Here is a 23034-nt window from a genome sequence, read left to right on the forward strand (position 1 = left end):
ACCGGGGGTTGGTAGTAGGAATAAGTCGAGTCAGTCATCCACTCCCGTGAGAAAGTGAATGGCCGTCCGGTCTGCAAATTCGAGGTTCCAATAGCTAGGATGGGGGTCGGACGTAGCTGTTGAAGCGTCTGCCCTTGGTAGAAAAAAGCATCATATGCCCGCTCTATTTCCCGGCTAACCGGGAGGATGCGAAACTGATACCGGAGAACAACGAAGAGTAAGCCGAGTAGCGGCAGCAATGACCAAGGAGCCCAACGACTAAAAAGCAAAATGGTGCCTGGCACAACAAATACCAGTGCCACCAGTAAAAATCGCACAAACGACCATGACCGTAGCGCATAGCCAATCACATTACAGCGAAGAAAGGCCTCCATCATCTTGGCGTGAAACTCTTCGAAAGTCCCCTGATGCAGGCAATATGCCGCCCCAGTAATAGAGCCACCCGAGATAGTGGAGATGACATCAATGGTGGCCAGTCGGTCCATTTCGTGCAGCTTCTTGAGCGTGCCTAAATGAAAAGCGGCTGCCCGATAGCCACCACCGGATAAGGCTAAGCCAAAACGGCGAGTGAATGACATACGCGCACGGTTAATGAGGAAGGTATTGATGGATAATAATCTGGGCTTTCAGAAAGTCTGGCCAGTACCATTTTCACAGGAATGCTATGCTATTAATAGTCGTCTTTAAATGCCCGAACCGCTGTTAGAAAATCAGCGATAACAATGCACAGGTGCTTTTTCTCAGTCGGAGTCAACTTATTGAACTTCGAGGTGGAGAGCGGTTGGGTAAGAGTCGCCCGAATCACATCGTAATACCCTTTGTTGCCGCGCTGTAATTCATAGCGCAAGGCTGGTGAGGTGAAATGCTTCGCCCACTTGACACTGTACCGGTCAGCTTCGCGGCCCGATACGACGCCTTCCAATAAGAGCCGTTGGTTCGGGGCATCAATATCAGCGGTAAAGGAATTGCTCAATGCTTGAATGGATAAGCTCTTGCCGGAATTACCCGTTACGATGCAGGAATCATCCACAGATTCTTCTAGATAGTCTGACAGGGTGTGGCCGAATTCCTCGGCGTTGAAGCGCTTATCTTCTTCGCTTCCTTGCTTTCCTAACTCTTGTGGAGCCAGGTATTGCTGAACAAAGTGACGCAGTACCTCCAACTCCTCGGCGGTTTCAAGCTGCGAGCCTATCTCAATGGAGTTGCTGTTGGAAGAGCCCAGCAAATTGAGCGACGTGATAAGGCCATTAGTTTCGTTGAAATAGAACTTGGCGTGCAGCCAAGGCACAAGCTGGGGAGTGATGCCTAGCGCCTCGACCTGTTCCTTGCTGGCCGGGTTGCCAGCGTCATAACGGATATAAAACGTGATGCTCACACCTCGGTCACGTGCGGCTGTGAGAGCTGTAGCTAGCTGTTTCCATTGCGTCAAATTGACATAGGGCGACACCAGCACGAGTTCTTTTTGGGCCTCGTGAATGATGTCGAATAAGGCGCCACTAATCTTATGGGGGAGTAGAATTTTCACGAAAATTTATTGATAGCGACAGGACATGAAAGCAAGGGAAGCAGGCTAAAAAGCGGAGCTACATTGGCTAGCAAAATTAGTTAAGTTTGAAGCCGGTGCTAGTTTTAGTGGCTAGATTGCCTGCCTTTCTCTGAATCCCTGTGACCTATCCAGATTTCCTCGCTCGCTGGCAAGCTTCCGGTGGGGCTGAACACGCCAACTACGGTCTTTTTCTGCAAGACCTCTGCGACCTATTGGGTGTGCCCCGACCCGACCCCACCACCGACGACCCCACGCAGGATGCCTATGTATTTGAGCGCGGCGTGAGCTTCGACGATGGGGCCGGGAAGCGCAGCACTGGCCGCATCGACTTATACAAGCGCGGTTGCTTCGTGCTCGAAACTAAGCAGGGCACCGATACCCCCGACCAGCAGGCTAAAGCCGCCAAAGCCGAACTAGGCCAGGCCACGGGCAAGCGCCGCAAGGGTCACGCCGTGCGCGGCACCGCCAAATGGGGCCAGATGGTAGAAGCAGCCCGCGAGCAGGCCCTGCGCTATGTGCGGGCGCTGCCGGCCAGCGAGCCGCGGCCGCCGTTCGTGGTAGTAGTCGATGTAGGTTTTTCCATTGACTTGTACAGCAACTTCGCCGGGGTGGGCGACAGCTACGTGCCTTTCCCAGATTCCAGCAAGTTTCGGGTGCTGCTGCCAGCGCTGGCCGACCCCGCCACGCGGGCACAGCTGAAGCTGCTCTTCACTGACCCGCAACAGCTCGACCCGGCGCGCCTGGCGGCCCAGGTGACGCGCCGCCTGGCCGGCCACTTGGCGGGCCTGAGTAACCAGCTGGAAAAGGCTGGCCACGCCCCCGACGTGGTGGCGCAGTTCCTGATGCGCTGCCTCTTCACCATGTTTGCCGAGGACGTGGAGCTGATTCCGAAAAAGTCGTTTTCCAAGCTGCTGGCCGAATACGCCGACACAGTGGAAGCTCGCGCCTACTTGCCCGAAGCCTTGCAAAGCCTCTGGATGACCATGGATAAGGGCGGCTTTTCACCCGCGCTACGCACCAAGGTGCGCCACTTCAATGGCAAGCTGTTTCACGACGCGACGGCCCTGCTGCTGAACGCCGACCAAGTAGCGCTGCTGCAGCAAGCGGCCGATGCCGACTGGACACTGGTGGAGCCCGCCATTTTTGGAACACTGCTTGAACGCGCCCTCGACCCCGACGAGCGCCACAGCTTGGGCGCGCACTACACCCCGCGCCGCTACGTGGAGCGCCTGGTGCTGCCTACCGTCATCGAGCCTTTGCGCCGGGAATGGGCCGCCGCCCAGGCTGCCAGCGCTCAGCGCATGGAAGAAGGAAAAGGCAAAAAAGCCGTGGACGAAGCACGCATCGAGCTGGTGCGCTTCCTGCACCGGCTGACCTCGGTGCGCATTCTGGACCCGGCCTGCGGCTCCGGCAATTTTCTATACGTTACGCTCGAACACCTCAAGCGCCTAGAAGGAGAAGTGCTTACGGCTCTGGGCCAGCTGGGCCAGTCGGGGCGCCTGGAACTGGGCGATGGTACTACCGTTGGCCCGCGCCAGCTGCTGGGCCTGGAGCTGAACCCCCGCGCCGCGGCCATTGCCGACGTGGTGCTGCGCATCGGCTATTTGCAATGGCACCTGCGTACCCACGGCCTTACCCAACTGCGTGAGCCGCTACTCGACGATTACCAGAATATTCAGCAGCAGGATGCGGCACTGAGCTATAACGGGCCTGAGTTTCAGAACGCCCGCCCGGCGGTCTGGCCCGAGGCAGATTTCATCGTAGGCAACCCACCCTTCATTGGGAAGGGACGCATCCGTGAAGCACTGGGCGACGCTTATGTTAATGCATTGCGCAAGGCCCACCCCCATATCCCCGACAGCGCCGATTTGGTCTTGTATTGGTGGGATAAGGCGGCTCAGGCCGTCCGCACAGGCATCACCCAGCGCTTCGGCTTTATCACCACGAATTCCATTACCCAGACTTTCAATCGGCGGGTAATTCAGGCCCATCTGGAGGCATCGGAAACTCCGGCCGAAATTACGTTTGCCATTCCCGACCATCCCTGGACCGATAACGCCAATGGTGCCGCCGTACGGGTAGCATTTACTGCGGTCGAAAAGGCGAGGGGAGAAGAGGGCACTTTGGCCTTGGTTATCAAGGAAAGCAACGACGCCGAAGACGAGGAAGCTGTTACGGTTGAGCTAACGGAACGCCGGGGGCGCATCAATGCTGACCTGACCACCGGGGCCGACGTGACGCAGGCACAGCCTCTGCAAGCCAATGAGGGCCTCAGTAGCTTCGGCCTGATGCTGGCAGGTTCGGGCTTCATCGTGACGCCAACCGAAGCGCAGGCTCTGGGCTTGGGCACCGTCGCGGGTATCGAACAACACATCCGGCCCTACCGCAACGGCAAAGACCTGGCTGCCACGCCTCGGGGCGTAATGGTTATTGATTTGTTTGGATTAAGCGAAGCGGAAGTGATAGACAAGTTCCCGGCACTTTACCAGCAGATTTATACCCGAGTGAAGCCTGAACGCGACATCAACCGCGATAAGGCACTGCGAGAAAAATGGTGGCTGCATGGTCGCTCTCGCCAGGAATTACGCAAAGCATTGGTAGGTCTTACCAGATACATCGGAACACCGGAAACGGCAAAGCATCGGATTTTCCAATTTTTAGATGCCACTACAGCCGCTGACCATATGATTGTGGCATTGGCCTTAGATGACGCATTCCATTTGGGAATTTTATCTAGCAAAATTCACACTTTGTGGGCATTCTCAGCAGGTGGTAAGATGGGAGTAGGAAATGATTCACGCTACAATAGCTCACGCTGTTTTCAACCCTTCCCATTTCCTGCCGCCACCGAAATTCAACAAGCCCGCATCCGCGAGCTAGCCGAAGCCCTCGACGCGCACCGCAAGCGCCAGCAGGTGCAGCACCCCAGCCTCGCGCTCACCGACCTCTACAACGTGGTAGAGAAGCTGCGTGCTGGCCAGCCCCTCACCGCCAAGGAGCAGGCCACCCACGAGCAAGGCCTCGCGGCCGTCGTGCTCAGCCTACACCAGCAACTCGATGCCGCTGTGGCCGAGGCCTACTGCTGGCCCACTGACCTGTCCGAGGCCGACATCCTGACCCGCCTGGTACAGCTTAACCACCAGCGCCAGCAGGAAGAAGCCGCCGGCACCATCCGCTACCTGCGCCCCGCCTACCAGGCCCCCGGCCAGCAGCAGTCGGCCCTGGCACTACCGCAGGAGGCCGCCGCCACTACCGCTAGTGCAGAAACTGGCCCGCAGCCCTGGCCCTCGGCGCTGGCTCAGCAAATGCAGGCCGTGCGCGCCGTGGTGCAGCAGGCCACCGCGCCGCTGGCCGCCGCTCAGGTAGCCGCCCGCTTCCGGGGTAGCAGCGTCAAGAAAGTGCAGCCGCTGCTCGATACACTGGCCCTGATGTCGCTGGTGCGGTTTGTGGAGGAAGAGGATAAGTATGCCGCATAAGGAACAGTACCAGCCCATCCGACATGATAGACCCAACCAAATTCGACCATCTATTCCCCAAGTTTGACCATCTATTTGCACTCAACGACCGCATACAAGCAATAGTCAATCCGCTGGGAGAAGTGCAGAAAGGACTGGAAGCTGCTATGAAATCCCAACGGCTATTCGATGGCATGGTGGGGTCTCAGCAGTGGCTGGACCGCATCGGCATGACGAATGCCATGGCTTTATCGATGCGGATGGAAGAGGCCTTCAAAACCCTGACATTCCCAGCGCTTATTGTGCTGAATGCGGCCGGTTCTGCTCACCTAGGCCTAGCTTCTTTTGTGCCAAAGCTCTCACCGGAAGTAATCAGCTTAATGGAAAACATGGAACTGGTTCAGGGTGGTTTTTTCAAGAAATGGACTGGCTTAGCCACGGTACTGGAGCAGCCAGGCTGGGTTAAACAACTAGCAGCGATGGAAGCGCGCTTCGGCCATCTGTTTGCCGACTTAGTTTCGGAAGCCACCGAAGCGGCTACGGAAGAGCTGGAGGCTAGTACAGTGCTGAGTTCCCAGGTGTTTGCCTTAGGCGACGAAATATTGGCTGACCCGGTTAGTGCCACATTGCACATCCAACCTGTGCTAGCGGCGTGCGCAGCACTGCTGGCCAGGGCACTCAACTCTAAGACCCGGGTACTGCTGCAAGACCTCATCATTTACCTGACGTTCATCATCACGGTGCGCGACAAGCTGCACGAGGCGTTTCCTGCGCCAGCAGCCCTAAGTGTGGGCGAGGTAGCCATCCAGCAGGAAATGCGTGAAAACCGCACCCAAACAGCCCTACTGAACTTCCAGCTTGCCCGGCAAAATGGCCAAGTGCAGTTGACGCCACGAGCGGTACTACTGCGCACCCGGCCAGCCGGCAAAGCCTCCAGTGCGGGCAAGTTGCCAGGAGCCACGGAGCTACTAGTGGGTGCCCAAGTGCGCACCTGGGTACAGGTGTCCGGCTTCAATGAGGCCGGCGAACTGGTGCAGGGCTGGTTACCAGCCGCACAGCTGCAACCGAAGCCAGCAGCGCCTGACCAGAAAGCTGCAGAGAAAATTAACGCGGCCCCGCCCAAGACTGCGGCCAACACCACTCATTAGCCCAGGTTAAGATGAGCGACATTCCAGAGCCTACCTTCACCACTCCAACCACGCCGCTAACGGAAGAGGAATTAGCCGCATATCAGCAGAAGCTTACGGACTGGAACCAGGAATTAGAAACCTATGCTGCCAACCTAGACAGCCACGACAAAAGCCGGGAGCGCGCCCTGGATAACCGCAAAAACGCGGAGATTGAGTATGATAAACTCATTGTATACTTGGCAGGTGGGGGCTTGGTCCTCACCGTTGGATTCATAAAAGACATCACCAAAGCCGCCAAAACGACGGACGTAGGCTGGCTATTGGGCTGCTGGATTTGCTTCGCGCTGGCGCTCCTTGTCAACTTGGTTTCCCACGCCCTCACGCGAATGGCCGCTGATGCCCTGCTTATGGATGCGCCCAATTGGAAAAAGTTGGACAAAAAAGTGAACTGGGCCAACTGGACGTGCTTAATTCTAGTGGGATTGGGTATCTTCGTCTTTCTGGTTTTTGTATTCTTAAACTTTCCGGCTCATGCCTAAAACACACACTACTAGCGGCCCCATGCAGATTATTCTGCCAGCGGGTACCGGCCAAACCAACGGCCAAGTACTTGGCCCCAGTGCCTCAGGCCGCCCTACGCCCCCACCGCCTCCCGCCTTGCCCAAAATCAACCCTAAATAGCACCTCACCCTTTATTCTTCAATTCCAATGGCTAAAACCATTAAAAACCTCAATCTGCACCTGCCAGTAGGTGTACCAGGTGCCGGTAATACATTGCCTGCCAATACTATTGGCCGGCCCACCCCACCGCCCAAACCCGTATTGCCTAAGGGATAGTCCGTAAGCAGCTCAGCGTTTTATTGCCATACGCTTTATGCATCCTCTACTTATCGCGGGCCTTGCCACGGGCGTAGCAAAACTGATATTAGACCAGGCCGAAGACCAAGCCCGACAGCTTGACTCGACCTATATGCAAACGGGGAAGAAGTGCGGCGGTACGACGCTGAGAATCAAAAACTCGATTGATAAAATCATGGACCAGCACCGCTATGCCAAAATTGGCAAAACGGTACAGCCGGCCAAGCGTTTTCAAGCTACCGATTACCGTGACTACCATACGATGTACGTGGTGTATGAAACCACCAGTGATGCTTTCATCAAGCATTACGAGTCGTATTTCATCAACAAGTACAGCAAGCAGCTCGATAACAAGCACGAGAATAGTACAGGGCGGCTAGCTACCGTTAAGGGCAAGCACTACCTCTACGTGGTTGTAGCTGATTAGCAAACGGGTTTTTGTGTTATCTGCTTATAACCAATTCATTCACCACCCGCTCCTCCATTTCCTGTACTAGCTGCTCGATGCGGTCCGCCCACCCCGTGCCTCGAAAAAACCACGATACCTCGTGGCGTACGTAGTGCCCGCTCCGGGCGGCCCCCAGCCAGTTAAATGACCCTTCGAGTAGCGCGTGGTTATCGAGGCAAATAGTCTTGTTATGAATCTGTTCGGCAATTTTTACCTCAGCTCCTGCGCGGCGTAGCGCTGCCCGGCCCGCCTGGGCATGCGGGTGCAGCTGCCCCCGTGGAGCATCCAGATGCGCATCGGTATACACGGTAATGCGCAGGGTCGGCTGCCTGGCCTTGGCGGCCACGATAAGGTCGGCCAAGCCATCAGCCTGAATAGCATTCGCTGAAATAAACGGTGAGACGATTACCAAATGCTCTTGTGCCGTGTTGATGGCCCAAGCCAACGCCCGGCGGTGCTGCTCCAGCTCGCTGAGGCGGTCTACTTTGCCGGTGGCCACGGCAGTCAGGTGCTCGCGAGGCACGGGTAGGTGCCGCCGGCTTTCATCGCCATAGAAGAAGCTGTTATTCAATTCAGGCCGCGGTCGCCCTTCGGCTGGCTCCTCAAACAGAAGCTTCGCCAGATTTCCGGATGGCGTGTTACGCGCTGGGTTGAACAGGCAGCGGTTGCCAATCACAAGAAAGGCCTCCTTCGCCCGCGATACGGCCACATTCAGCAGATTATAGCCCTGGTCGAAGAAGTACCCGCCCCGGTGGCTGGCATCATACACGGGCGAGAACAGAACGATAGTGCGTTCAGCCCCCTGCAGTGCGTGTACCGTGCCCACAGTGAGATTCTCGTTGCCCAGTCCTTGCGCACGCAAGGCGCGCTGAATGGCCAGTTTCTGCCCGCTAAAAGGGGTAACAATGCCGACCAGGTCTTGCAGGCGTGGCGTGGGGTTGGCCGTGCTCCTGGCAGCAGCCACGATATCATCCCGCATTAAATGGAGCCAGCTGGCAATGGCTTCGGCTTCTTGTTGGTTTTGCCGGCTACCGCCGGCGGTAGTGCATTCGCCAGCAATGTGGATGTATCCAAGTGGTGGCAGTCCCAAAGCTGCCAGGCTCGACGGGTTAGCCAAGCGCTCCAGTTGACCACCGTACACATACTCGTCGCAATAGCGAATAATTTCGGGCTTACTGCGCCGGTGCTGCCGCAGCAGTAGGCCGCGCTCCTGCGGATAGTTGGTAAGTTGGAAAGTCGTCGCCAGTTGAGCCAGCCGCATCAGGCTGCCCGCTGAAACCTGGTAGGCCAGCGGGCACTCGGCAGGTGCAATACCGACACGGCGCTGGTTTTGGGCATCCAGTGCCGGTAGCAAATTCCAGACGGGCTCAATCTGATTGGTGTCCCCTACCACCACAGCTTTTTTTGCCAGGGCAAAGGCTGCAGCTCCTACCTCGGGCGAAACTTGGCCGGACTCATCGACGAGGAGCAAATCGAACAACTCCAGAGTATAGCTCGACTCACCATCCTTGGACTTCTTAACTAAGAAATTGGCCACCGTGTGGAAGGTGGAAATAAAGCACGGCGTGAGCATGGCCCACCGCGCAAACTGCTCGGGCTTGGTTTCGTAGCCTCGGCGCGAAGACTGGGCCGGCCGCAGCTTTTCTTGTAAGGCCACCACGTAGCGGGCCTCCCAGTAGTGCAGCGCCAACACGAAGGCACTGTGCCGGTGTGTCACATCCAGAACATTGTGGATGCTACTGGCATCAGCAGCGGAGAGGGCTTGCAAGTAAGAAGCTGCCTCTTTCTGAGCTGCGTAGTCACGGCGCAGCTGCGCGGCCAAGGTGTCAAACGTGCTCAAGGCACTCAGGGCAGCCTGTGGGTGCAACAGGGCCTGCTGGGCTTTTTCCAAACGCTGAGCTACCTCTAGCTTCAGTTGCTCGGGGTCGAAGTCTGTTACTTCGTTGGAATAGGGGCACTGAGTCCGCACCAGGAATTGGTAGCGGGCTTGCTTCTTTTTCCGAACCGATGCCAGAAAAGCGGCCAGGAAATTTTCGAAACTTGATTCGGATGCCTGCAGCCGCAGTAACTCAAGCTGATAGGCTTCAAGGGCGGCAATGGTGGCCCGGCCAGTCTGCAACGCTTGTCGCAGTTGCTTCGCATTCCACGGCTCGCCTCGCTCGTCGTACAGGCGTGGCAGCAGGTCCAGCCACGCATCAATACACGTCACCTGTTGAAGTAGAGCATGGTGCAGCTTAATGCGCAGAGCAGCTGGAGTTGGGTACTCGATACCAAAAAAGGCCGCTCCTTGGCGTAGTAGCTCGGTTTCGGCGGCCCGCAGGTAGCGACCATCCGCAGCTTCTTTTGCCTTGCAAAAGCCCTCGCGGGTGGTTTGTACCTGGTAGCCCCGCTGCTCGTTTTCAGCCACGTTGCTATTGGTAAGAAACACTCCCAGTGAGGGTGCCTCCGGCACCCAGCGACTGACACGCGCTTCGCGACCGAAGCTATCGAGAATGTTGGTAATAGCTTGATTGTTTGTGGAGCTGGCCAGGATGCGTGGAGCTTCTTGTCCCAGCACCGCTTTTTCCACTATCAGGTTCGCCACAATGCTCTGCAGTAGCGTGGTTTTGCCGGTGCCAGGTGGGCCGTTCACCGGAAATACGTCGCCAGATGCGGTTTTAAGCAGCGCCTGAAGAGTGCTTCTTTGCGACGTTGACAACGGATAGCTATTTCCCATCTGTCCGTAGTGGCCCTTGATATACAATAGGCCAAGCGCTTCGGGGTTGAGGGGCAGCCCGGCCGCCTGGCCCTGGAGCAAGGTTGTCAGTAGCGCGGGTAGGCGCGACTGCTTTTCCAGGTAGCGATACAGGCCGATGATATTTGCGGCCATGCCCTGCGGGGGCATCAGGGTAAGAGTAGCATTGCTGTCCACCACCCAATCGCCAATTTCTGCCCGGTTAGCTGGCCAGCCGGCCGAGGCTGTCGCCTTGGCATAAAAGGCCTGCGCGTTGGTATAGTACTGTTCCCAGGTATCCGTTTTCCACGTCCAGAGCGCTAGCTCCGAATCAACCGTGGTGAGGCTGCCCAGCACGGGCGCATTGCGCGTGGTAGGCTCCAGCACGTCGCGGATAAGCCAAGGAATCAGGTGCTCGTTGCTGGTAGGTGGTTGAAGCTGCCCCGTTTTGGTGAGCCGCGCCGGAATCCAAAACGGATGAATCGCCCGTGCCTGCCCCGGCTGCGCTGTTCGACGACTATCGCCGACCACGGGCCGCAGGCTAAAGGGAGCCAACATAACGGCCAGCGTCTCCAATTCGGAGACAGCGGCTGCCTCCGGAGCAGCCGCGTAGTGGGCCGTATAGAATGCCTGCAACGCTTCTGCATCCAGCAGGGGTGCCGTCAGCGAAGCCTGTTTCGTTATGTCAATGCGTTGCCGGTCAGCATCAGCTAACGAGTTGCGCCAATAGCGTAGCCATGTCCCAGATTCCATATCACCTTATCAATTGTAGCGGGAGACAGCCTTTTTAAGTTTCTCGTGCATAGAGTCGCGCAAGGACTTGGGCGCTAGCACTTGTAAATCAGGTCCGAAGCTAAACAGGCGCGTTTTGAATTCCTGATTGATGATTAAGCGTAGCTCGATAACCAAGCCATCGGCCGTGTCACTTATGGTTACCTGGCTTGGGTGCAACTTTTTGGTGAGCACGTAGAGCGCCCGCCCAGCCGCAATGTGCAAACGAATGGTCTCGACGTGCGGATTTTTCTCCGGCATCGTTACCCCGATGATAGAGTCAAAATAGGTGCTAAAGTCGACATCTGTCGGACGAAACTCCAGTGGGCTGTTATCTAGTCCTTTAATGCGGTCAAGAGCATAGTTTTGAAGATGCGCGCCTTTGGCTTCATTGCGGGCTATCAAATACCAGCGCCCGTTGTAAGTCTTGAGCAGATAGGGGTGGACTTCCACTGGGCTGGCCTGCGCTGCTCGGTAAGATTGATAATGTATCACCTGCGGCGTCTGTTCGCGAATAGCCTTGTACAAAGGCTTCAAATGTTCGGTACCCGTATAATCCGGGACTGCTTCCAGTTGCAGAATCGGGTTTGTTACGGTTCCATCACTGGGCAAATGCTGTTCTAGGCGCTGAACTAGCTCATCCAGGTCGTCTGCCAAGCCCAAGCCACGCAAGGCTTTCAAATTGTGTAGGCTTTGATGAAGAATCACTAGGTCCGCACTAGTAAGCGGCGTTTTGCGAATTGAGTATTCTGAGTCTGTGTAATGGTAGCCTTTATTGCGGGTGTACTCAATGGGGGCATCATAGTGCATCGGCAACTTCATGTCGTGCAAATCTCCCTTAAGCGTGCGCTCGCACACGCCTTTACCCTTGTTGGTTGTGGCGCGGTACTCGTCCTCTACTGCCTTTAGCAGGTCCTTGATAGTCCAGACGAGGTTACGCCGTTGCAGACATTTGTCAATAATGAGGTAGCGCTTATATGCGTTTTTGCTAACTGGCATTGAAATCCTAGGATGTAGGCCATACACAAGCTCCATCGGCCAGCGAGAAACTCCACGCTACGAAGAACGGGCTTTTCAAATCAGCTAACGCATGAGGCGCTCGCTTTACCGTGCAATTAGCTTGCACAGTAGTCTGTCTGGGTGGGCATAGTGCCTACTTAAAAGTTTTTATGGGTAAAATTTATTTGCTGTAAATCAGCTATTTAAATAAAATAATCAAGGTTTTTACAAAAAAACATCAAGCTAATTTTGACTGTGCAAAAAGACTGCACAGTAAGCCTTTTGCTTTGCTGTGGCAATGGGAGGGAACCACACTTCTGGTCGTAGCCGGACATCGACTAAGGAGCGGGGCTTCCTTCTTTCACAACCATTGCTTGGCTGAAGCCAGATGTCAGTGAAGTCGCTGGTGAACGGTTTCAATTAACTTAACTGCTTAATAGCATGCACCAAATCACCCTTTTTAATTTAGGTAATGCCGACACGTCGCGGATTGACCTCGCGAACGGCAAAAAGCTGCTGATTGACTACGCCAACATGCGCTGCGCTACTGACCCCAAGGACAAGCGCATCGACCTGCCAGTGCAGTTGCGCGCCGATTTAAAAAACGCGAAGCGTAATGACTACGATGTCGTTGCTTTCACCCACCTCGACAATGACCATACCTGCGGGGCTTCCGAGTTCTTTGAGTTGTTGCACGCTGCTAAATACCAGGGCGGCGACCGAGTAAAAATCAAGGAACTGTGGGTGCCGGCGGCTGTCCTCGTTGAGGATGGCTGTGAGGATGAAACCCGGATTCTGCGCCAGGAGGCCCGTTACCGGCTGAAAAATGGCGAGGGTATTCGCGTATTCTCCGGTCCCGGCCAACTCACCGACTGGCTGGCCACGCAAGGCCTTACCGTAGCCGACCGGCAGCACCTCATCACGGATGCTGGTACGCTGATTCCCGGGTTCGATTTGGCCACAGATGGCGTGGAATTCTTCGTGCACTCGCCCTTTGCCAGCCGCACGGCCGGTGGTGGCCTAGCCGCGATGGACCGCAATAGCGACGCGCTGACCTTTCAGGCGACCTTTATGGAAGGAACTCGGAAAACTCGGATGCACTTCTTTTCGGACATCGACTGGCCGGTAATCAAGTCCATCGTGGAGGTAACCGAGTATTACGGGCGCACGGAACGGCTGGAATGGGACATCTTCAAAATTGCCCACCACTGCAGCTACCTGTCGCTCAGCAGCGAGAAGGGTACTGAAGTAACGGTGCCCGATGCTGTAGTGAAAAAGCTGTTCGAAACCTACGGGCAGAGTCGGGGCCGCCTCATTTCGACCAGCAAGCCCATTCCCAGCAACGACGATGACAAGCAGCCCCCGCACCGCCAAGCCGCAGCCTATTACAAGGCCCAGGCTGAACGGCTTCGAGGGGAATTTCTGGTCACGATGGAGCACACGAGCATCCTGTACTCTGAGCCCATCGTCATCAAGATTGACCAGCTTGGGGCGAGCATCGGCAAGATGGCTGCGGCTGCCAGCGTAGCAGGCGGTAGCATCCCGCCACCTCGGGCCGGCCGCGGCAACTAATTGTAGGTACGATGGAATTGCTTGAAATGGGATACTATCCACTGTCAGGAGAGCCAGTTGAGTCTGGCTCTCTGGCAATACCAAAAGCCGTTGAATTGGTGCAAGCCCTGCAAAGTCAGGGCTTGCCCTATATCCGGGTGGTAGATTGCCTTCGCGTTGAAGAGTATGAGTTCGTGGTCGTGGATGTCGAGCCGGAAGTACCGCAGTACCCGGTGCATGAGGTGCAAAATGTCGAACGCATCGCAATCGGGTTCAATCCCGCCGATACAGAGCATCAGATTATATGGGCGCTACGCGAAGATTTTCCGCTGGTGCCACACCTGCACTTTGGTCGCGAAGGGACGCCGCGTAGCTTGTGTCTGTACCAGATTGCCTATGCAGATTTGAAGCCAACCTGGACGGCGGCTGCACTGCTCCGGCAACTACAGCGCTGGTTGACTCAAACAGCGCGCGGAGAACTGCATGCCGCTGACCAAGCACTGGAACAGGCCTTTTATGCTCCCCCGGAGCAACTGGTATTGCCAAGCATCGTTTTTGCTCCTGATGCAGCCATCACGCTGGAGCCCCTGCACGTGCGTTTCGTCAGCACAGTGCTTGGCAAAACAACCCTGGTTGCTTCGCCTGTAGCCTCAGCACCCGAGGGCCAGCAAGCACAGTTCACCAGCTTTGTGTACACGGCTTCGCCGCAGGTGCACGGTCTGATTCGGGAACAGCCGCGCACGATAGCCGAACTTCAAGCCTACTTATCTGATAGCGATGTAGGTCTTACGAACGCGCTACGTGGGCACCTGAGCGACTTAAAGGAGGCTCCAGGCTTTAATCGAAGCCTTCGATTGCTGATTATTGTTCGGCTCCCGAAGCTGCGCACGGCGACGGAAGCTATCGAGACAGTAGAAGTATGGGCTTTCGCATCAGTCGGCACCCTGGTTGAGCTTGGCACAGACCTCGGAATTTGGGCCATGCACGAAAACCTCTTAGCTAACCTTTATCCCGTCGACTTTGGGTGTAGCGGTCAGCGTAGTAAACTAGAGTTGCTGAGTCCAGTTCGGGCGCTCACTCGCGACCTAGCAGCTGCCTACAATGGCTTGCTGGCCTCCACTACACGCTTTGTAGCAGTGGGCGCGGGCAGCTTGGGTTCACAGGTAGTCAATAACCTCGTGCGTGCCGGGCAAGGCAATTGGGTGTGGCTGGATGAGGACCAGTACCTGCCCCACAATGCGGCACGACACTACTTGCCGAGCAGTTTGGTAGGCTTGGGTAAGGCGCACGCGATGGTATCGATGCTGAAGAATACCTACGAGAAAACGGACTTGCGGGCAATCGCGGCTAACGTGTTACACCCAGCCTCCCCCCAAGTATTGATGGCATACAACGCGGCGGAGGTGATACTGGACATGTCGACATCAATAGCAGTGGCGCGACACCTAGCGTTGGATATTGAAAGCCCAGCCCGCCGCTTGTCGCTGTTCCTGAATCCATCGGGAACAGACTTGGTGCTGCTGGCAGAAGCTCAGGACCGCTCGCTACGGCTCGACCAGCTGGAGATGGAATATTACAGGGCTTTGCTACGTCAACCCCAATTACAGCAACACCTGCTCACTGCCGGCCAGCCCATTCGGTATTCGCACGCCTGTCGTGATGTCTCCGTGCAGTTGCCACAGGACCAGGCTGCTTTGCATGCTGCCATCGGAGCCCGGGCTGTCCGCGCATCGGTGGCTGAACCGGGTGCTCGCATCAAAATCTGGCGGGCACAGCCTGACTTAACCGTGGTGGCTGATGAAATCGAGGTATCTCTTCATGCGGAAATGACGGTGAATAGCTGGACCGTGGCCGTACCGCATCAGGTATTGCGGGAAATAAGTGAACAGCGCCAGGCGCGCCTACCCAATGAAACGGGTGGGGTATTAGTCGGCGTTTTCGATACACAGCATCGCCGGGTGTATATCGTGGACCATATTCCTTCGCCGACAGATAGCCAGGAGTCCCCCATCGCTTATATACGTGGCGTAAGAGGTGTATCAGAAGAGCTTGCTCGCATTAGCGAATGCACGGGCCGACAAGTAGTGTACGTAGGGGAGTGGCACTCACACCCGGACGGCTACAGCACCCAGCCTAGCGAAGACGATAAGAACCTATTTGTCACCTTACAGCGGGAGAGTCAAACCGGCGGATTACCTGCAGTAATGGCTATTGCTGGGGAGCATGGGACTACGAGTTGGTACGTAGCAGATATCGCAGCTGGCGGAGAAACTATAAGCAGAATAGCTAAAGCATAGCAGTGGCTAAATGCTACAGCACTAAGGGCGGTTAAGGGGGCGCAATTGCGTTTGATACTTTGGGCAGCGGCAGCTGCGGTGGTCATCTCGCTCTTTTTGAGGCAGGTACCCGCAAGTCGGACAAGAGAGAGCTTGCGCAAATGCCAGCACTGCTTCCCCAAAGGTGCGTACATCGGAATTAGACAAATCAGCGCCAGAAGGACTGAAATGGGCTCCGACTTCGTTGCGAATGAACGTCAACCCATTGATTGTCTGGAATAAGTCATTCAATTGAATTTCAGACCAGTTGTTAGGCAATACAGGGTGGCCGTGCACATCACGGTCAATGCGGATAATAGTCGCTTTTTGTAATAGCTTACCGGTGCTAAACAGCAGTTCGCCCAATGTGTAAGAGTTGCCATGCTTATGCGGCAACAAGCATCCATAGGCAAGCGCTAATCTATCTAACACAGTCTCAAGCACAATACCAGCTTGTGAGGCTACTGCTTGTCTATCAAAAGGCTCAGCCTCCAGCGCTTCGGCTAGCGCGGCCATCAATGTTTGGTCCTCGTAGGGTTTTAGCCCTTTATTTAACGTCCAGCTTTCAAGCTTGATAAGATGCGCGCCAGCACTGTTCTGCCGATAGAGGTCATGCCAACGCCGGTTATGAGTCGCAATGATAAGCTGTTGAAAATACTGGGCTTCGTCAGCCAGTAGTTCAGAGATTCGTTGAAAATGCTGGGTATCGACAGACGTGAATACATCATCTAGCACAAGCACCAGTTGCTTGGGATTTAGTCGCTTAGCCAAGGCTAGCCACAGGCAAAAGCCGAATGTATCAAGGTGAGATTCGCTGAAATAGGCTTGTGGGATGACCTCGGAGGCATCCTCAAATCGAGCGTGCTGCTCAAGTGAAGACCGTTTCACTTCATCCATTTCGAGACGATGTAACCCAATCTTCTCTCCTGGATGAATAGCAGCAAATAGCCGGTTTACTTCCTCGATTATTCCATCCAGAATAGTCTGCACAAACTCCCGGCGGGTATCTACTACCAATTGGCAAGTTTTGGTAAGCCTTTCCACCACTTGGCCCAAATCAGCAGCTTTCTTCGTGCTGTCTTTTAATAAATCAGCTTGCACTTTAATGTTGTCGTGCAAGGTGAGCCGCTGACGCAAAGAATCCAGTGCTTGCTGTACTACCGGACTTTCAGCGCATAGTTGCTGTGCAAGGTCCGTCGCTTGTTCGCTGATAACGTCACTTGTAGCAGCCGTTTGCAGTTCGAAAGCAAGCTCTTTCCAATTAATATTTAACGCTTGCACAGCTGCCGGCTCGTGAGCGGCTAAGTGCGTGGCTAGCTTCCGAAATTGGCTTAATACATCCTGATTACACCGGTCACAATCATCTGCTGCGCGCTTATAACTGTTTTGCGTGCTGTTAACTAGCTGCAGCAATTCACTGGCACTTTGAAGTTGGTGCAGTTGGTCCTCTATGCGTTGCCGCAGGGATTCGGCCTGTACGTCATTGGCGCACAAGGGACAGCTAGTGGGAGCAGCAGGAGGAGCCAAGTATTTCTTGGCTGAAGTGAGCAGGCCAATAAGGTCAGTCCGGCGCGTATCTTCACTACGGTTTGTGTCAGCTAGCTTCGCCTTCGCGGCTTCTACCTTCAGTGTCCAATCGTCACGGGTTTCATGTGCTTGTTGCCAGCTGGCAGTAGCGGTTAATAGCGTCTGGATACCGATAAGGAGCGTTTCCAAATGGCCTGCCTGACTTTCAAGGGCAGTCAAATCTTCGGCAATGCGTTGCTCGGCCCAACCTAGCGACTCAGCTTCTGTTTCGTGCGCCTGCTTCTCCTGCTCCCAGAAAGCGTGCAAAGATTTTTGTGCTTGGTCGCGAGCTGCCTTCGCATTGCCAAATTGCTTGTCTACAGCCACTAAATCGCTGCGAAGAGCGGCCTCTGCTTTATCAACCTCTGCCACGTCGATAAAGCTTTTGATAGCCTCATATCGCTTCGCTGGTTGAGTTTCAATCAATTTTAACAACTCACGGCGGCGCAATACAAGTATCCCCGGTAGAAAGCTACCATCGGTTCCGGCCGCTACGACGACATTCTTGCCACTGATAGTAGCTTTCCATGTATGGCCAATAGCAGTTGTCAGTTCCACTTCCAATGACCGTGCGGTGCGGTTGATGGAAGAAACGTATTTGTGCGGGTTTGGCCGAACACCTTCTCGGTCCAGAGACCCAAAAGAGGCATTGCCAACAGCATCAATGGCATCAACAACTGTGGATTTGCCAGTGCCATTTTCACCAAATATGACCACAACGGCTTTCTTCGGGTCAAACTGTATCGTGACAGGTTGAGTTGCGCCCCGAAAGTGGGTGAGTTTAAGCTCCTTGATTCGGTGCGGCATGGTCAGTGGCTATAGTAGTAGTAGGAGTAAGGTGCTTTTCGAGCAGGCTACGCCAATCACCCGCTTTTACCGTTTGGGAGTTAAGTAAGGCTGCCACCGCCTTCTCATCAGAAATACCAATAAAATCAGCCGCACGTAAAGCTGCTACAATTTGAGCAGCTAGCTCTGCATTAGCAGTTTGTGGCGGGAAAGGCGAGTTAGATGATGGCTCGGACATTTCTGAATTAGAACGAAGGACAAATGTGTCCATTCTTGGTAATTTCTACCAAGCAGACAATTGGGCAGTTGAAGATATTACATCAGGCGTCAACTTCACGGTGTCTTATGTTATAAGCGGCAGCGCCAGCGAAAAGAATATATTATTTTACAATTGCTTTTTTGCAATTGTAAAAAAGCAATTGTAATTTAGTGCATTAACTAGCCCTCTTTCTGTCATGAGCCAGCAAAGCATCAATCTGGAACGGTCCCAAACGTGGGATGCCCTTTGTTTTCCCGTCGCCGCCGTACCGTTAGAAACCCTACTCCCGACTGGCTACCGCATTGTGCCCACGGACCGTAAGCAGGCCATCGTAGGGGAGTTGCCGGATGGGACGAAGAACATCTTCGCCATGCAGAGCAGCGAGTACAGCCTGATTAAAAACGAGGTGCTGCGCGAGGCTGCTGAACTGTACCTACCGGGGCATACCATTGATGCCAGCTTTACGCCCCAGGGGGAGTTTTCCATCAACTTGATTCTGCCCGACGAAGTCAATATCGCTTCGGCGTCGGCGAACACCAAAGTGGTGGACCGGCTTTATAAGTCAATGATTATTAATAACTCGTATTCAGGCAAAACGCCGTTTTCGCTGCAAGGCACGGCGTTGAAGGAACACATTGAGACGGGCACCACCTCGAAAATGCGGGTGAGCTACTACCGGCAGGTGTGCACCAATGGCCTGATGGGCTGGGCCGATGACTATATGAGCTTCGACCAATACCTGGCTTGGCTGTTGAACGGCAAACCAAAGAAGTTTAAGGACGCACTTAAAATTAAGGATGCCGAGCTGGTCGTGCTAACGGGCCGCCAGGTGCAGCGCGAGCAAGAAGTGCTGGTGGATAAGAAGTTTCACCACAAGGGGCTCAACATAGAAGTGTTCAAAAAGCAGCTGGCCAGCATATTCACCACTTTCCAGAACCAGACGAACTCGCTTACTCCTACTATCGGGGTTTATAAAGAGTTGGCCAAACGTCCGACGCCCGAAAACCTGGCCACGGTCATTACCGAAAGCGGCTTGCCGAAAATGCTGGCCCGCAATGCGATGGACCGCCTGGCCGAGGAAATGAGAATGCTGGAAACCCCGGCCAATCTATGGCTGGCCTACAATGCCGTGAACCACGCGTTGTTCAACAGCCGCAGTTCGCTTTCCATCAGCGACCGGTTCCGGCTGGACGAGGCCGCGTTTCACCAGTTGGCCACGCTGGCGCTGACCTAACCCACGGGGGGCATGCGCATGGCCGCGTGGTCATAATAGAGGGTAGCCCAGCCATTGGGGTTGGGGCTACCCTTCGTGCGTTGGTGCAGCACGTCCCAGACTTCGGAGTAGGGAATGCTCACCCGCGTCCAGTCGGTGAGGCGGCGGCCGTCGAGGAGCACATCCAGTTGCAACTCATCGGCCCCTAACTCCAAGTTGCGGGTCGTCTCCTCGTTGAGCCACATAACGGCCAGCCACCACCGCGCCGGGTCATCGTCGTCGTCTTCAACGTGGTCGTAGTAGTTCGCTTTCAAAAAATAGTGGTTGCTGGCGTCGGACAGGCCGGCCGCCACTGCTTGCAGCGCCACAGCCAGGGGAGCAGGGCAATTCATGATTCCGTGATTATGCTTTGTTGATAGGCCCAGTCCTCGGGCGACAGGATGGCGTGCATGAAGGCAGAATAGCCCTGGTCGCGCCGTTCCAGCGTGTGTCGGCGTAGCGCCAGGCTGCTTTTGCTTTGCTCGAAGCCTTCCTGCTCGACCACGCGGCGCATGTTGGCGGGCAAGCCTTCGAGCCAGTCTAGGTAGTCGGCTTCGGTGATTTCGCCCACGGCCTGCTGCTGGTAGCGGTAACTGGCATTGCCCAGCCGGAACAGGCGGGCGTGCTCCACACGCTGTTCCTCCGGCAGCGCGGCCAGGAATTCCAGCTGCGACTGGTGATACTTATCAAGCGGGTGCCGGGGCTGGAGCAGGTGTTCCATTTTGTAAATGTGCGAAACAACTGCGATTGAACTGAGGGCAACAGTTCGAGGATACTATCTGCATGGCTATAGCCCCAGGGAGCGGCCTGCATTATACTTGATGATGTCATCAAGCCGGGTGTAGCGGCTAATCATAGCGTCTGTCTTCTGCTTGGTCTGGTTTTTAATAAAGTCATTGCTCTGTCCAGCCAGCTTGGAAGTAGTGATAAACGATACCCGCAGGGAGTGCGCGGAATACTTCGCGCCCAGGTGCTCTTTCACCAGCAGGTTCACGCGCCGGTCGGCCAGGCGCTTGTCCGTGGGCTTGCCCGGCTCGCCCGGCCGGCTCCGTTTGAGCGATACAAACAGCGGACCCTCGGTGCGGCCTCCGAGCTGCGCTATCCAGGCATTGTAAGCTCCAATGGGGCAATAAGCCGGGTTTTCGCCATAAAAGATGATTTTCTGCTCGACTTCCCCCGCCTGGTTGGCTTTGCTTTTGGGCAGAGTGATGACCAAGACTTCATCCGTCGCATCATGTACCATTTCCAGGTGCTCCAGATTAATGTCGACCAGTTCTGAGCGCCGGAAAGCGCCCGCGAACCCGAGCAGCAGCAGTGCCCGCGCCCGCAGCCCATCGGGGCGCGAGAGGTCCAGCCGGTCAATGGTACGCTTGAGGTGCGGCACGGAGAAAGCCGGAGCCTGCTTCTGCTTTTTGCCAATTTCGCGCGCCACGCCCTTGCGCAGCACATCGAGCGCAGGCGCATTGATGGCCGAAGGCAGCCCGAGCAGCTGGTGGTTCTTCTCAATGGCGGCCAGGTGCCGATTGATGGTGGCCAGCTTGCGGCCCACATCGGCCAGGTGAGCCACGTAGCTGGCCAGCGTTTCCAGGGCGGCGGGCCAGGGCGCGAACTGGTGCAAGTCACAATAGGCCTCGTAAGAGCGCAAGTCGGCCGAATACGCCAGGCGCGTATTATCCGCGCCTTCGAGGCCACGCAGCAAATACCGCTCAACGTTGGGAGCCACGCGGCTGGCCAGGTCGGCAGCCAGCGCCAGGGCCGGCCGGCCGGGGTCAACGACCACCAAGCCTTTTTCTCCCTTTGGTTCTGGTTGCTGCTTACTCATGGGTGGCCAGTTGGATGTAGGTTGCTTCAACCATATTGGCAAGAACGTTGGCCATCGCCGGCTCCAAGCGGCGGTTGGAGCGCAGCAGCCGTGCTACCGTCGCCGCCGTGGTTTCGGCAGGTGCCGCCACCGGCGCGGCGGCGCAGTACAGTAGCCGGGCCGGCGACACGTCGAGCCAGTTGCAAAAGTGCAGGAATACCGGCAGGTCGGGCACGCGCTGTTGCTCGACCCGAAGTAGCGTACCCACGCTGACCGGGCCGATGGTCTGGGTGATTTCCTCGGCTGCCTCGCGCAAGGTCTGGGTAGCGCGCTTCGTGCGAACCAGCGAGGCCAGCAAAGCAGTGTCGACTTGGTACAGCATATTTTGCAATTGCAAAAAGGTAGTTGTGGGATGTGGTAAAGATACAGAGAGTTTAGGGCCGATAAGTAAGGCTTATGGTTCCTAAGTTTCGCTTTTGAAAATAGTGTTTCAAAGAGCGATTGAAGAAAATGGAATCAGCGCAGGGACTACCACGCTGACTCCATTTTAACCCCGGTCATGCGCGCCTGCCAAATGGTACAAGCTAGCGGCTGCTACGTCGCGCTGCGAAACAGATGCTGTTGCATCAAGAGATGCAGGTACCGCTGCACGTCCCGTTGCAAGGCCTGTTCGTCCACCTGAAAACGCGGGTCTTTGCTAGGCTTCGTTTCGTAGGTATACACGATGAGTAAGGCATCAAGCAGGATAAATAGCCGGATGCAGTTGGGCTGGGTAGCGAAAGGCGCATTGCTGAGTAAGTGCGCAGCCAAGTGCCGGCTAAAGTGGGCGTAGGCAGTGCCAGTACCTGAGTTCAGATACAAGTGCTTGGTCAAAATAGCTTGGCTGGCCTTCACGTAGACATCGTGGAAAAGCACATTGCCAGGGTTTGGCTGGCGGAGGTAGGAGTTGCCAACATACTTGCGGATGGTCTCAAAGTCGGGCTTGGGTTCGGGGCCAGTGCCGTCAAACCCATCCCAGCGCAGAATCAGGCCCTCTACGAGGGGAACCAACGTAAGAAAAGCGCTGATATAATTCTGCTGGTAGTAGGCGACAATAGCCGCTTCTACCAACGGGGCAAAATGGTGAAAAGCGGGGAAGTTTTCAACCCCTTGCTTTAGGATGGCGCACATCTTGGGCGAGGTGAAGATGGTGCCCAAGAAGTCCAGCATAGCAGACTCGGAGGCCGGTAGCTCTGCGGCGAGCTGTTCGATTCTTCTGAACTCAGCCACCGTTATGGTAGGCGGAGCCAGCAGAGCGTAATCCGCTAATTGCTGATTTAGCGCCAGCAGAGCCGTTATGTCCGCGTTAGATGTGGTAGACACATGGGGTTTCTGGGCATCCTGGTCGCGCTCCTTTCGCGCTTCGGCCTTGGCCTTCTCATACACCAGCGAACTCACCTTGCTCCACATGGTGCTGTCAGTGCCTAGCGTCGCTTTGACCGTCGCAACCGGCGTATTCGCTTGCAGGAGTTCAAAAGCCTCATCAACAAGGCTGTCAGCAGTTATTTTGGCCATGATTTCCGTGGGAGCTTAGGGCTGGCTAGG

Annotated in this window: 19 protein-coding genes; 8 read left to right on the forward strand and 11 right to left on the reverse strand. The window is 55.5% G+C overall.

Annotated elements, in window-relative coordinates; all coding sequences use genetic code 11:
- Together Q5H89_RS20080 and Q5H89_RS20085 are read right to left on the reverse strand one after the other, a co-directional pair.
- A partial coding sequence (locus tag Q5H89_RS20080; RefSeq protein ID WP_305021140.1) for a patatin-like phospholipase family protein occupies positions 1-578 on the reverse strand: 578 nt, incomplete at its 3' end.
- A 92-nt stretch (positions 579-670) separates the two neighbouring features.
- On the reverse strand, positions 671-1525 hold the full coding sequence (locus tag Q5H89_RS20085) for a hypothetical protein (protein WP_305021141.1): 855 nt from the start codon (positions 1523-1525) through the stop codon (positions 671-673).
- 140 nt (positions 1526-1665) lie between these two features.
- Here Q5H89_RS20085 and Q5H89_RS20090 point away from each other — a divergent pair, with 140 nt between their 5' ends.
- The 5 genes from Q5H89_RS20090 (at position 1666) to Q5H89_RS20110 (ending at position 7416) form a co-directional block, all read left to right on the forward strand.
- Positions 1666-5022, forward strand: coding sequence for a class I SAM-dependent DNA methyltransferase (locus tag Q5H89_RS20090; RefSeq protein WP_305021142.1), 3357 nt, complete (start codon positions 1666-1668; stop codon positions 5020-5022).
- Positions 5023-5045: 23 nt separating this feature from the next.
- Positions 5046-6149, forward strand: a complete 1104-nt coding sequence (locus tag Q5H89_RS20095) for a hypothetical protein (protein ID WP_305021143.1) — start codon at positions 5046-5048, stop codon at positions 6147-6149.
- Positions 6150-6160: 11 nt separating this feature from the next.
- Positions 6161-6670 (forward strand): hypothetical protein, encoded by a 510-nt coding sequence (locus Q5H89_RS20100; RefSeq protein WP_305021144.1) that lies wholly within the window; start codon positions 6161-6163, stop codon positions 6668-6670.
- A 169-nt stretch (positions 6671-6839) separates the two neighbouring features.
- Complete coding sequence (locus Q5H89_RS20105) at positions 6840-6968, forward strand: hypothetical protein (protein WP_305021145.1); 129 nt, start codon at positions 6840-6842, stop codon at positions 6966-6968.
- 37 nt (positions 6969-7005) lie between these two features.
- Positions 7006-7416 carry a hypothetical protein gene (locus Q5H89_RS20110; protein WP_169533885.1) on the forward strand — a complete coding sequence of 137 codons (411 nt, stop codon included), beginning with the start codon at positions 7006-7008 and terminating at the stop codon, positions 7414-7416.
- Positions 7417-7432: 16 nt separating this feature from the next.
- Here Q5H89_RS20110 and Q5H89_RS20115 read toward each other — a convergent pair whose 3' ends face one another.
- Both Q5H89_RS20115 and Q5H89_RS20120 read right to left on the reverse strand, forming a co-directional pair.
- Entirely contained in the window at positions 7433-10903 is a 3471-nt protein-coding gene (locus tag Q5H89_RS20115) for an AAA domain-containing protein (RefSeq protein ID WP_305021146.1), read from the reverse strand.
- 9 nt (positions 10904-10912) lie between these two features.
- Complete coding sequence (locus Q5H89_RS20120; RefSeq protein WP_305021147.1) at positions 10913-11920, reverse strand: helix-turn-helix transcriptional regulator; 1008 nt, start codon at positions 11918-11920, stop codon at positions 10913-10915.
- A gap of 441 nt (positions 11921-12361) precedes the next feature.
- Here Q5H89_RS20120 and Q5H89_RS20125 point away from each other — a divergent pair, with 441 nt between their 5' ends.
- Positions 12362-13492 carry a hypothetical protein gene (locus Q5H89_RS20125; RefSeq protein WP_305021148.1) on the forward strand — a complete coding sequence of 377 codons (1131 nt, stop codon included), beginning with the start codon at positions 12362-12364 and terminating at the stop codon, positions 13490-13492.
- A gap of 11 nt (positions 13493-13503) precedes the next feature.
- The gene (locus Q5H89_RS20130; protein WP_305021149.1) at positions 13504-15768 is read left to right on the forward strand and encodes a Mov34/MPN/PAD-1 family protein; all 2265 of its coding nucleotides are present in this window, start codon (positions 13504-13506) and stop codon (positions 15766-15768) included.
- A gap of 21 nt (positions 15769-15789) precedes the next feature.
- Here the strand turns inward: Q5H89_RS20130 and Q5H89_RS20135 are convergent, their stop codons facing one another.
- Positions 15790-18159, reverse strand: coding sequence for an AAA family ATPase (locus tag Q5H89_RS20135; protein WP_305021150.1), 2370 nt, complete (start codon positions 18157-18159; stop codon positions 15790-15792).
- Positions 18134-18409 (reverse strand): hypothetical protein, encoded by a 276-nt coding sequence (locus Q5H89_RS20140; protein ID WP_305021151.1) that lies wholly within the window; start codon positions 18407-18409, stop codon positions 18134-18136. The genes Q5H89_RS20135 and Q5H89_RS20140 overlap by 26 nt, the downstream gene beginning before the upstream one ends.
- 184 nt (positions 18410-18593) lie before the next feature.
- On the opposite strand from Q5H89_RS20140, the gene Q5H89_RS20145 reads away from it, so the two are divergent.
- Positions 18594-19631 (forward strand): hypothetical protein, encoded by a 1038-nt coding sequence (locus tag Q5H89_RS20145; protein WP_305021152.1) that lies wholly within the window; start codon positions 18594-18596, stop codon positions 19629-19631.
- On the opposite strand, the gene Q5H89_RS20150 is transcribed toward Q5H89_RS20145, so the two are convergent.
- From Q5H89_RS20150 to Q5H89_RS20170, 5 genes are all read right to left on the reverse strand, one after another.
- Complete coding sequence (locus Q5H89_RS20150; RefSeq protein ID WP_305021153.1) at positions 19628-20002, reverse strand: hypothetical protein; 375 nt, start codon at positions 20000-20002, stop codon at positions 19628-19630. The two genes, Q5H89_RS20145 and Q5H89_RS20150, sit on opposite strands and share 4 nt — an antisense overlap.
- Complete coding sequence (locus Q5H89_RS20155; RefSeq protein WP_305021154.1) at positions 19999-20370, reverse strand: hypothetical protein; 372 nt, start codon at positions 20368-20370, stop codon at positions 19999-20001. Before Q5H89_RS20155 ends, Q5H89_RS20150 begins: the two co-directional genes overlap by 4 nt.
- Positions 20371-20436: 66 nt before the next feature.
- Positions 20437-21471, reverse strand: a complete 1035-nt coding sequence (locus Q5H89_RS20160) for a site-specific integrase (RefSeq protein WP_305021155.1) — start codon at positions 21469-21471, stop codon at positions 20437-20439.
- Positions 21464-21832, reverse strand: a complete 369-nt coding sequence (locus tag Q5H89_RS20165) for a hypothetical protein (RefSeq protein ID WP_305021156.1) — start codon at positions 21830-21832, stop codon at positions 21464-21466. Before Q5H89_RS20165 ends, Q5H89_RS20160 begins: the two co-directional genes overlap by 8 nt.
- Positions 21833-22044: 212 nt before the next feature.
- Positions 22045-23004: a hypothetical protein gene (locus Q5H89_RS20170; protein WP_305021157.1), complete on the reverse strand. Its 960-nt coding sequence runs from the start codon at positions 23002-23004 to the stop codon at positions 22045-22047.
- Positions 23005-23034 lie beyond the last annotated feature (30 nt).

Origin of the sequence: Hymenobacter cheonanensis (assembly GCF_030581075.1) — a bacterium.
In the GTDB taxonomy this organism is placed as follows: Bacteria; Bacteroidota; Bacteroidia; order Cytophagales; family Hymenobacteraceae; genus Hymenobacter.